Raw genomic sequence first — 12208 nt, 5'->3', positions numbered from 1 at the left:
TGGTTAACGGAAAAACAGTGGCCATTTGCGTTGACGCTATCTATTTTTACGCTAATAATTGACCTGAGCGATATATGATGAAAACCGATACTATTTTACATAATTTAAAAGCCAGTCATATGAATCAACATTCGATGGATGTAAAAGCTATTCAGGAAGCCAACCGCTCGATTTACCAGGCGTTTGAAACCTTAGATTTCAAGGCTGCAGGCGAGCATCTCACCGAGGATTGCGATTATATAACGTTTAACGGGATGCATCTTAAAGGAAGGGCCGCCTATGTACGGGCCCACAAAGAGCTGATGAACAATTTTATGTTCAAAGGAGCTAAGTTGGAAGGGGATATTACCGATATTCGTTTTCTCAATGAAAAGACTGTTGTCGTTATAGCTAGAGGAGCCATTAAATTTAGATGGCAGAAGAAAGTGGCACCCAATCGTTTATCGATTAATACGTCTGTATGGGTGCGTGATCCCTCTGGGAAATGGAAAATGACCGCCTTTCATAATTGCCGCATTCAAAAAATGGGATGGTTTAGTAAATGGTTGATGAAAAGAAAATAGTGGCGAAATAAGTAGCTGTTTGGCTGCAAGATACATGGTATCTAATCGTGATTGATCCGTAACGACAGATTCCGACACTCGGCCGATTTTACTTCTTTTCTAAATCTTTTAAATATTGCGTAGGCGTTTTACCAAACTCGTTTTTGAAAGCTTTGGTAAAATAGGATTGAGTTTGTATTCCGACCCGGAACATAACTTCTGCAATCGGTAGATTATCGTACACCATCAAGTGAGCAGCCTGCTTCATTCGTATAGAACGAATAAAATCACCTATCGATTGATTGTGAATCATTTTAATTTCCTGATAAAGTTTGGTGCGACTCATGCCGGTTTCTTTACAAAGAAAGATAATATCCAGCGCGGGATTGGATAAATTGTTTTCAATAATTTTTACAATTTTCTGTGTAAAAGCGCGGTCTTTTTGTCTATGTGCCTTTTCGAGCGCAACGAGCTGGCTGTTTTTTGCCAAGCGTCTTTTGATACTTGCACGCTGCATAAAAATATTACGGATGGTTTGCTGTAAAAAAGCCATATTCAAAGGTTTCGAAAAGTAGTAGTCAGCCCCGGCTTCTACGCCGGCAAGGTGAGCATCCTCGTCTTGTTTGGCAGTAAGTATGAGGAAAGGAATTGATTGTGTTTCCGGATTCGATTTAAGTCGTTTACATAACTGAACCCCATTCATTTTTGGCATCATCACATCGCTTATGATCAGATCCGGCAAACGTTCCTGCAAAAAGTCGAGAGCTTCTATGCCATTGGTAGCCTCCCAAATCTGATAGCTGGAACCTAATTGATCTTTGATAAAGGAACGTAATTCATCATGGTCTTCCACCAGTAAAATATGCGGGGCCTTTTCCTCAGCAGTTCGTATAGGGCGTTTACTCTTTTTCTTGTTTTGTACGGCAGACGTCGTTTGAATAACTATATCAGTTGAGGATGCAGCCGCTTGATGATTAATTTCATGTTCTTGATAATCTTCCCGATCACATGGAATTGCAACCATAAATTCAACTCCTTGGTCGGTTTCACTGCTAACTTCGATATAACCTTTATGTAGCAAGGTCAAACTCTTAACAAAGGCTAATCCTACACCTGAGCCAATATGGTAATCGGCGATGCGATAATATCGTTTAAATAGATGCTGCAGTGAACTTTCGGAAATGCCTATACCGTTATCTTTCACCACAAAATATCGATACGCTTTAGCAGGATAAATGGGTGGGATACGTAATTGATGCGGATAGGCCGGATGATGCTCATTTATACTTTTCAATAACTTAACGTGAATGTTGCCTTCTGTACGCGTGTATTTGAAGGCATTATTGAGAATGTTAAGCATAATTTTATCCAGCATGGTTGGGTCAAACCATGTTAAATCATCGTCATCTGGCAGCTGTACCGTGAAGGTGATTTGGTTTTGTTTGGCGATAAGAGTGAAATCTTCGGCTATCCGGCGTACGTGCTCACTCATATCACCCGCTCGTACATTCAATTTAAACCCACCGGTTTCTACTTGACGGAAATCCATCAATTCATTAATTAAACCCATCAATCGTTTAGCGTTGCGATGAATAAGCTGATAAACCTGCAGTTCTTTTCCGGCACTTTTTTCCTCATGCAATAGATTTTCAATCGGTCCCAGAATTAAAGAAAGGGGCGTGCGAAACTCATGGGATATATTGGTGAAAAACTGCAACTGCAACTGGTGCAATTCTTCCTTCTTTTGGTCTTCCAACCGTTGCCTATGTTTTTCTCGAGTTATCCTAATATACTGAAAGAGGAGCACAGCTAAAAACGCCAAGCCGCAAGCTCGGAACCACCAGGTGGCCCAAAAGGGTGGTTTTATTTCGATGAATAACTTTTTCTCGTTTTCGTTCCATACACCATCATTGTTAGATGCTTTGACGCGAAGTATATATTTCCCCGGATTGAGATTCGTATAAACCGCTTTGCGATCATTCGTACGAATCCAATCGCTGTCAAAACCTTCTAATTTGTACGCATACTGATTGTTGGCAGAAGCTATATAATTAAGAGCAGAAAACGTAACTGAAAAACTGGATTGTTGATGCCTTAACGAAATAAGGTCAACAACACTGATATCGACAGGCAGGGGTGATCCTTTTTCGCCTACCTCTACTTTCTTATTAAATAGTTCGAATGAAGTAAAATACAGCGGAGGTTTTACCCTATTTTCTGCCAATTTATCCGGAACAAATCGATTGAAGCCATTAATACCGCCAAATAGAAATGAACCCTCGCGGGTTTTTAAGTAAGCTCCTGCCTCAAACTCTAAATCCTGCAAACCATCGTTCATATTGTACCGTCTGTAATTTTGGTTTTCCGGGTGATATTTTACTAGTCCATTGGTGGTTGACAGCCATAAATTGCCTTGTTCGTCTTCGAGTATGCCCTTAATGTATCCTTGCGATAAGTCAGAAGATGCAGGATTGGGTAGGAATTGTTTTTTATTTTCGTCAAAAAGATACAGTTTATCGAGTCCTAACCACAGTCGGCCTTTACGATCTTCATGGATAATGCGTACATAAGGATTCTTTTCCCAGTTATCCAGGTAATGTATAATTCTTCCTGATTCAGGCTGATAGCAATTTAAGCCGCCATCATCCGTTCCAAACCATAATTGGCCATGCTTATCTTCTTCAATGGCCACGACATTGTTGCCTTTGAATACGTTCTGTAGATTGTTTCCATACGTGAAGCGCGAAAATGTACCTTTCTCCGGATCAAAGCGGTTAAGTCCACCGTAATAGGTAGCCACCCAAAATTGTCCTCGAGCATCTTCGAAAATTTCATGCACAAAATTGGAAGTGATGGAAGCCCTGTTATTTTCGTCGTGCAGGTAACGTTTGAAAGTACCCTTTTCAGGATTAAAAAGATGAATTCCGCCACCCCAAGTACTTACCCATAATCGTCCATTGCGGTCTTCCATGATATGAAGGACCGCGTTAGAAGCTAGACTTTGTGAATTTTTCGGATCATGACGATAATGGGTAAACTTCTTCGTTTTAGGATTGAATAAGTCGAGGCCGCCTCCGTCCGTTCCAACCCAAATACGCCCTTTACTATCTTCGCAAAAGGCGGTGACGTCGTTATAGCCAAGACTTTCCCTATGGGCGGTTCTTCTGAAAAGTTCAAATTTCTTAGCATGCGGACTGTATAAGTTAACCCCGCCTCGATGGGTGCCGATCCAAAGGTTTCCTTGACGGTCTTCAAAAAGAGCTGAGATTGTGCGCTGCGAAAGGCTGTTGGGATTATCCGGCTCGGCAGTATAATGGCTCCACTCTTCCGTTTGAGGGTTATATTGACTTAGTCCACCGTTAATACTGCCAACCCAAAGTCGACGCTGTTGATCTAGCAGTAAGGCCCGGATCAGGTCGCTGGTGATGCCACCGTTGATGCCCTCGTGATATCGGCGCTCTTCGTAGCGAAGAAGCTGTGTATTAAATGAATAAACTCCTTCGTTATTGGTACCCAGTAAGATTTGATGGTTAGCATCTTCCACGATGGCTAAAATATCCAGCCCTTTATCGTGCGGGATCTGACAGAAAATGCCTTTTTTTGGCTCCAATAAGCTGAGCCCCCGCTGCGTTCCGATCCACAGACGTTGCTTTTGATCGACGTAAAAACAACGGATAAAGTCGTCAACAAGACTTGCTTTATGTGCTACTTGGCGGTATGTAATAAAATGTCCAGTCCGCTTGTCCAAACGATTCAATCCTCCTCCAAATGTGCCAATCCATAAGGCACCGCCTACTTCCGTTATGGCGCTAATGCGATTGCAACTAATAGCATACTCTCTATTGTCACTACTTTTAAAACGTTTAAATTGATTCTTTGCGCGGTCGTAATAGTTCAAACCGTTTAAAGTCCCTATCCATAAGCCACCGGTTTTATCTTCATAGATGCAAGTAATGTAATTGTCACTAAGCGAATGCGGGTTGTTGGGTATGTTGCGATAAGAAATCACTTCATATCCATCATAGCGATTGAGCCCATCTCGAGTGCCGAACCACATGAAGCCCCTAGTGTCCTGAAATATACATTCAACGGTATTATTGGAAAGTCCTTGGAAGTGATTAATGTGTTGAAAGTGGAGGCCGTCTTTAGCCTTTAGGTAATAGGGATTACCAATCATGCAGTAGAAGAATAGTATAAAGAGGACGTACCACGAAATCCGTTGATATAATTGAACAGTCTGCATTGATTAGGTGCTGGTTATTATTACGAATCTAAGGAAATAATTTCGGTATTGGCTATAGCGTATCACACTTTTCTTACTGTGACTTGCATCAATAAATGTGCGGTCGGCTTAAAGGAGCCGACGCACAAATTGTATCATGCTATTATGCATGTTCGAACCAAAAGTATGTACGATTGAAACAAAAAGAAATCGTCGAATACCCTTCATTTGCAGCGATGTGACTAACCAAACAAAGATTTTAACCAATTAAAACATGCTATGAAGATGTTTAATGATCAATTTAAACTAAAGAACTTCACTTGCTTTCTTTTTGCACTGTGTATGCTCGTCTCCGAGATGCATGCGCAGCAAAACATACAAGTGAGTGGCAAAATCATCGCGCAAAGCGATGGCCAACCGATTCCCGGGGTATCGGTTCTTGTACAAGGTTCCGCCGTTGGCACCTCTACCGATGCAGAGGGACGATACAGCCTGAGCGTGCCTTCCAATGCTAGCCTACTGATAAAGGCGGTGGGTTATCAAGAACAGCGTATCAAGGTGACAGGAAACGTGATTAATCTGACCTTAGTAGAAGAAGAGAACGCGTTGGATGAAGTGGTAGTGGTCGGGTATGGCACCACGACAAAAGAAAATCTAACCACTTCCGTCTCGAAAATCGATCCGAAGAAAATTCCGACAGCAGCTAATAGCTCTGTTCCGGAACTGTTATTTGGCCGGGCAGCGGGTCTGCAGGTAAATCAACAGAGTTCACAACCTGGCGGTAATATTAATGTCTCCATCCGCGGAAAGGGAACACCCCTTATTGTGGTGGACGGTGTTGTGTTTCCGAATAATGCGCTGGAACCGGATAACGGGTCAGTAGAGATTCAAGGCGTTGATCGCGGTCCATTAGCGGGTCTGAATCCCAACGACATTGAATCGATTGAAATTCTGAAAGATGCCAGTGCGGCTATTTATGGTGTTTCTGCCGCTAATGGGGTCATGTACATTACTACGAAAAAAGGCAAGGCTGGGCGTATGAATATTAGCTATGATGCCAACCATTCCTTTGTCAATAACATGAAATACTTGGAGCCTTTGAATGCAAGGGACTATATGGTGTATCATAATCAGCTGAGCGTTGATAAGTATTTGTCAGACAATAATATGGAACCCTTTGGACAAGGTACGCCGGACCTGAGGGCCTATTCGCCCCGTTTTACACAAGAACAAATCAATGGTGCAGGAGAAGGTACGCGATGGCTTGATCAGGTGCTGCGGAATGGTAACGTGGATAATCATCAATTAAGTCTTAACGGAGGGACAGAAAAAGTGACTTACTACACCTCCGCCAATTACTATAAGCAAACGGGCACCGTAAAGAATTCCGATTTAACACGATGGTCCGGCCGGTTGAATGTTACTTTTGCGCTTAGTAAATGGCTGAGCTTAAATACTAATGTCAATGCCAATAGAAATGAGTATGCCAACCCTCAAGCAGGATGGCAGACGGGCGGAGCCGGTACGCAAGGTTTCAATGCTCTGCAAGCGGCATTAGGTTATCCGTCAACGGTTCCTATTTACGACGCCGATGGTAATTATTCCATTTTTGCAGTGACCGGTAATCCTGTATCCCTATTGACGATTAAAGACCAAACGAAATTTAATGGTTTAACAATCAATACATCACTCGATTTTACACTGATCCCAAATGAGTTGACAGCGAAGGTGCTCTACGGTAATAATGACGAAAATTCCCTCCGCAATTTCTTTATCCCTTCTAACGTGTTCTGGGGTCAACTTTATCGATCGCGTGCATCTTTAGCAGAGACACGTAGGCAAAATCAAACAATGGAAGCGACGGTTTCTTATCGCAAGCGTCTAAACGAATGGTTGGCAATCGACGCAGTGACCGGTGTAGGCCAGTATCTGGAAGATTTCTCGGGTTTTAACGTGGAAGCATTTGATATGCCCGATGTGATTAATACCGATAACTTGGCCACTGCGACTGGCATACCCACTATTGGATCTTATCGGGGTAAAAATAAGTTGCGATCGTTTTTTATCCGTAGTAATGTGGAACTAACTGATCGTTTTGTGTTGTCACTTTCTTTACGTAGAGACGGGGCTGATAAGTTCTTTCCGGATAAGAAATATCAAAATTTTCCTTCGGCCTCCCTCGCTTATAAATTCTCCAATGAACCTTTCATAAAAAAGATAGAGGCAATCAGTTTGCTCAAATTACGCACCAGCTACGGTACCGCCGGTGAGCGTCCGGGAAGTGTAGCTTACGGCGCTTATGGACCAGATGCTACGGCGATTGCATTTGAAAATGGCTCGGTAAGGTATATTCCTTACCGCGTAAATGCGTTTACGAATCCCAATTTGCAATGGCCTATTACCAAAACATTCAATGCCGGTTTTGATTTTGGCTTATTCAGGGATAGAATCAACGGCTCTTTCGATTACTTTATCGAGAACAAAACTCGTTTGTTAACCAACGCTACGACGCCTCAATTATCGATTATCTCAACCTCGCCTGTCAATGGCGGGCATCAAAGGCGCACTGGTTTCGATTTTAGCTTAAACACGGTAAACCTAAGTAGTGATAACTTCACTTGGAACTCGGTGGTGAACCTAACACATTACCAAAATCGTTGGGTGGAACGTTTTGCCAACGAACCTCCGCCTCCTTATGCAGGCGTTACCGATCCTGTGGGCAGCAATATTATTTATGTGTATCCAACAGCTGGTATTTTGCAAATTGGACAAGAAGTACCCGCCTGGCAGCCACAGAATGCACAAAAGCCCGGTTCTCCGATTTTTGTGGATAGTAATGGTGATGGTGCCTTAAATTTTGATGATGTGGTCAGTTATTCGGGAATTCCAAAATTGATTGTCGGATTTGGTAACAATTTTACGTATAAAAATTTCGACTTAGGGATCTTTCTTTACGGACAATTCGGAGCCTGGGGATATGACTATACCACATTATGGGGCGATCCAGTCAATCTGTTGGGTAATCAACAAGGCGGAACCACGCGTATCAAAGACGCTTGGAGTACTTCCAACCCAAGCGGTACGCAACCTGGGGCTGCTTTTAATGAGGCGGCATTAGGTTTAGATCCCGGTGTAGATACCCGATTGGCTAAGCGCGACTTCCTACGCTGTCGTAATATTACGCTGGGGTATACCTTCCGAACAGGTGCCATCAGTAAATTAATGAATTCGCTTCGCGTATACGCCGATGTACAGAACGCCTTTATCATCACCGGTTTTGATGGAGTTGATCCTGAGGTGCAGGCGGTATCTATTAAAGGAGGGCCGGCACCTTATCCCATGGCGCGGACCATCTCTCTGGGGCTAAGAGCAAGTTTTTAATGTAAAAATAGAAATAATATGACAACCTTCAATAAATATACCCTTTACAGCCTGCTACTTTTGGTTATATCCCTTAGTGCCTGTAAAAAGAATTTTGACCCGGTTATTACCGGGGTGCTTTCACCTGATAACTTTCCGCGCACGGAAGCCGACTTTAACCTTTATACGCTGCAAGCCTATAAACCCTTTGGTTCTAAATGGGGTTATAACGATGTTGCTTACCAGAACATGTTTTTCAGTCCGGAATATGGGCATTTGGCAATGTTTGATTTATCTACCGATCTCTTTAACACCTTTTCAGAGTGGGGTGGGTTTTGGGAGTTTTTCAGTCGCGCCAATTTTACTTTCTTACGGACGCAAGACAAAACCAGCCATTTTGAAAAGGTCCGGTATGTAACCGGTATGACGCAAGTATTAAAGGATATCGCCACGTCCTCAATAAGTGAAGAGGCTAAAAACCGCTTCAGCGCAGAGGCACGTATGGGACGTGGAATGGCTATGTATTACCTCTTGCATATGTATGGCCCTTTACCGGTCATTCTCGATCCGGAGAAAATTAATACCGAAGCTGAAAAAGATTTAACGAGGTTATCGAGAGAAGCTTTTGTTGCAAGCATTGAAAGTGATTTGCAGTTCGCGGCCGATCATTTGGTACAAAGTCCAACTGAATACGGGCGCTTCAATAAGGGCTTAGCCATGGGGTACCTTATGCGACTTTATTTAAACGAAAAAAACTGGCAGCGAGCTGAAGCAGTAGGACGAGAAATGATGGGGATGGGTTATGCACTGGTGGACGACTATGCCAGCCTATTCCGTGAAGGTACCGAACGGAACAATGAAACAATTTATGCCATCAGTGTTGACCCGACGGCTCCTACCAGTGGCAACTTTGGTGGTAATTTTAATGCCTACGCTATGTATTGCTTGCCGGGCGATTTTCAAAGTACGAAAATAAGTGGCGGGTGGGCTAATCCGAATGGGGTGTTTTGTCCGACTTGGCAATTCTATGATTCTTTTGATCCGGCTGATAAGCGGCGGACATTAATGGTTCCTTCTTATACGGCCAAAGATGGAAGGGAGAGAAATCGCAGCAATATGCGCGGGCCGGTACTAAAAAAATATCCGGACGAGTCGAGTCCCGGTGCCGATGTACAGGGCAATGATATCCCCTTGTTACGTTACGCCGATGTATTATTAATGCTAGCAGAAGCCATTAATCAGCAGCAAGGTCCTACTGCTGAAGCCTTCAATTTAGTAAATGAAGTGCGCGCCAAGCACGCGGGATTAGAGCCTTTGTCTAATGATTTAAACCAAGCACAACTAAATGATGCGATCTTGCAGGAACGAGCTTGGGACCTGTACTTGGAAGGCGTACGTAAGATGGATCTTATCCGACATGGTAAATGGGTGTCTTCACTACAGGAAGTAGGGAAAACACCGAGTGGCGAGCTCTTTCCTGTGCCGCAATATGCCTTAGATGTAAGTGGAGGAACTTTAACGCAAACAACCGGCTATTGATATGAATGTTAAGAAATATTTCCATATCGCAATGGTTCTGTTGTTGATATCGTCTGCAAAGGGCCAGTCACATGACAACACGAGTGTTTTGGTCGTGGATAAGCAAGGAATAATGCGTTGGAAGACCTCGGGAAAGGAGGCTCGCTTTTTCGGAGTTAACTATACAACACCTTTTGCACATGCTTACCGAGCTCATAAACAGCTTGGGATCGATTTGGAGGCAGCTATTCGGCAAGACGTTTACCACTTATCACGTCTGGGTCTCAATGCCTTTCGCGTACATGTATGGGACGTTGAAATCAGCGATCGGGAAGGTAATTTAATGGCAAATGAGCACTTGCGATTATTTGATTTTCTCTTGGCCGAGCTAAAACGTAGGGGGATTTATGCGCTCATTACGCCCATCGCTTTTTGGGGAAATGGTTATCCTGAACGGGACGAAAAGCTTCCCGGTTTTTCTGCCTATTACGGAAAAGCGGCTTCCACAACGAATAAAGAAGCTATTAAAGCGCAAGAGCGCTATTTGCAACAGTTTTTCTCCCATAAAAATCCGTATACGGGTTTGACCTATGGAGAAGACCCTAATATAGTGGCTGCTGAAATCAATAATGAACCAGATCACGGTGGAGACGAACAACAAATTACTACCTACATTAATACCTTAAAACAGGTGATAAAAAAGACGGGTTGGAAGAAACCGATTTTTTATAATATAAGTCAAAACCCGAGTAAAGCAGCTGCAGTTGCCCGTTCAGCCGCCGATGGTTTTAGCTTTCAATGGTATCCCGTGGGTTTGGTGGCGGGAGGTAGCCTTCAAGGGAATTTTTTGCCACATGTCGATCGTTATACAATTCCTTTCGATACAATCCCGGGATTTCTAAAAAAGCCAAAAATGGTGTATGAGTTCGATGCCGCGGATCAGGTCCAGCCGATTTTGTTTCCTGCTATGGCCCGTAGTTTCCGCGAGGCGGGCTTTCAATGGGCCACACAGTTTGCTTACGATCCGCTAGCCATTGCTTATGCAAATACCGAATATCAAACCCATTATTTAAACCTGGCATATACACCAGCGAAAGCCATTAGCTTGTTAATAGCGGGGTACGTATTTAGAAGTTTACCTTCGGGTGGTCATTATGGTAAGTATCCTCAAAGCGCCTCTTTTGGTCCATTTAAGCTAGATTATTTGAAACAACTGAGTTTAATGAACACCGACACGGCTTTTTATTATACCACGACAACGGAAGAGCGACCCGTCGATCCAACCTCCTTGAGACATCTTGCAGGCGTTGGCTCTTCGCCGGTAATCGACTTTCCCGGAACGGGGGCTTATTTTTTGGATAAGCTTGAAAATGGTGTCTGGCGTTTGGAACTGATGCCTGATGTAATAGCACTTTCCGATCCATTTGAAACTCCCTCTTTGAAAAAAGAGGTCAATCGGGTAACTTGGAACTTTCATCAACTAAAAATTAATTTAACCGATCTGGGAGCTGATTTTCAGATACATGGATTGAATGAAGGAAATACGGTTTCGGAAGTAGCTAAGCACGGCACTGTCGTCCTTGGTCCTGGAACTTATCTCCTAACAAGAAAAGGAGTTGAGCTAGAAGATCGGTCGACAACCATGGGAACTCTATCGCTACGCGAATTTGCCGCTCCAAAACCAGTATACACTGGTTTGTTCGTTAAGCCGGCTCCACCAACATTGAGATCGGATAGTTTAATACATGTTTATGTTGCTGGTGAAGTAGTTGGTGACAGCCTGCTTATGGATATGGAAAGATGGGGCAGCTTTGCACAGCAGGTTCCTATGCTACGCATAAAGCCAGGATTGTTTGCTGCTCCGATCCCTACAGCGTGGCGAAGGGCAGGCCGACTCAACTATCGCGTATGGATAAAAAATGGAAGTACTCGCCAGCGCTTTCCTGATAATTATAAGGGAGAGCCAAAGGCTTGGGACGATTTTTCATCAGCATGGTGGACATACGATATTTTACAGCAAGGTAATTGGTCTCTATTGTATCGACCGGAAAATGATCGCCGAGTGTTTACTTTTCCATCACATCATCCGTCGATTCGTCATGATTACGTTATTCGGCCTAGGTCGAGTGCATTCGTCTTAAACGTAACCTTACGGGATGCGGACGCATTACCAGGTTTTGCTTTACAGCTTCCTATTCAGCCTGCCCGACTAACGAATGTGTTTGGAGCAAGGGAATTGATAATCAGAGGAGGAATGGAAGGGATTGCCGCATTACCGATCAGTATCGGCTTAATTGACTCCGATGGGCAATGTTTCTCGAAAGAGATAACACTGAAATCAACCGATTCACTGATTCGGATTCCACTCGATTTACTTCAGCAGGGAAAGACCTTTCTTTTACCTCGCCCGTATCCTGGATTTTTGCCGCAATGGTTTTTAAGTAGTTTGGAAAAGATGCTCGATATCCAAAAAATAGATAAATTGCAAATCTATATCGAAAGAGATAACTTATTGTTGAACAAGTCGCTGGGATTATACTTAGAGGCTATTTGGTTAGAGTAACGA

General features: G+C 43.4%; 5 protein-coding genes. 4 read left to right on the top strand and 1 reads right to left on the bottom strand.

Annotated elements, in window-relative coordinates; genetic code table 11:
- Positions 1 to 119 precede the first annotated feature (119 nt).
- Positions 120 to 563, top strand: a complete 444-nt coding sequence (locus QT327_RS03255; protein ID WP_013667795.1) for a YybH family protein — start codon at positions 120 to 122, stop codon at positions 561 to 563.
- 88 nt (positions 564 to 651) lie between these two features.
- Here the strand turns inward: QT327_RS03255 and QT327_RS03250 are convergent, their stop codons facing one another.
- Positions 652 to 4785 (bottom strand): hybrid sensor histidine kinase/response regulator transcription factor, encoded by a 4134-nt coding sequence (locus QT327_RS03250; protein ID WP_289552000.1) that lies wholly within the window; start codon positions 4783 to 4785, stop codon positions 652 to 654.
- A 258-nt stretch (positions 4786 to 5043) separates the two neighbouring features.
- On the opposite strand from QT327_RS03250, the gene QT327_RS03245 reads away from it, so the two are divergent.
- Genes QT327_RS03245 through QT327_RS03235 form a run of 3 tightly spaced genes read left to right on the top strand, consistent with a single transcriptional unit; the run spans position 5044 to position 12205 of the window.
- A complete protein-coding gene (locus tag QT327_RS03245) occupies positions 5044 to 8145 on the top strand; it encodes a SusC/RagA family TonB-linked outer membrane protein (RefSeq protein ID WP_210421323.1) in 3102 nt (1033 codons plus the stop codon).
- An 18-nt stretch (positions 8146 to 8163) separates the two neighbouring features.
- Entirely contained in the window at positions 8164 to 9663 is a 1500-nt protein-coding gene (locus QT327_RS03240; RefSeq protein ID WP_130858468.1) for a RagB/SusD family nutrient uptake outer membrane protein, read from the top strand.
- A gap of 1 nt (position 9664) precedes the next feature.
- Complete coding sequence (locus QT327_RS03235) at positions 9665 to 12205, top strand: glycoside hydrolase 5 family protein (protein WP_130858467.1); 2541 nt, start codon at positions 9665 to 9667, stop codon at positions 12203 to 12205.
- Positions 12206 to 12208 lie beyond the last annotated feature (3 nt).

Origin of the sequence: Olivibacter sp. 47 (assembly GCF_030372825.1) — a bacterium.
In the GTDB taxonomy this organism is placed as follows: domain Bacteria; phylum Bacteroidota; class Bacteroidia; order Sphingobacteriales; family Sphingobacteriaceae; genus Olivibacter; species Olivibacter oleidegradans.
This window is presented reverse-complemented; position numbering and strand designations above follow the sequence as displayed.

What these genes read in the sequence shown, in the direction of transcription:
- QT327_RS03255 (WP_013667795.1), top strand. Translation starts at nt 120, where the DNA reads ATGAATCAACATTCGATGGATGTAAAAGCTATTCAGGAAGCCAACCGC.
- QT327_RS03235 (WP_130858467.1), top strand. Translation starts at nt 9,665, where the DNA reads ATGAATGTTAAGAAATATTTCCATATCGCAATGGTTCTGTTGTTGATA.
- QT327_RS03245 (WP_210421323.1), top strand. Translation starts at nt 5,044, where the DNA reads ATGAAGATGTTTAATGATCAATTTAAACTAAAGAACTTCACTTGCTTT.
- QT327_RS03250 (WP_289552000.1), bottom strand. Translation starts at nt 4,785, where the DNA reads ATGCAGACTGTTCAATTATATCAACGGATTTCGTGGTACGTCCTCTTT.
- QT327_RS03240 (WP_130858468.1), top strand. Translation starts at nt 8,164, where the DNA reads ATGACAACCTTCAATAAATATACCCTTTACAGCCTGCTACTTTTGGTT.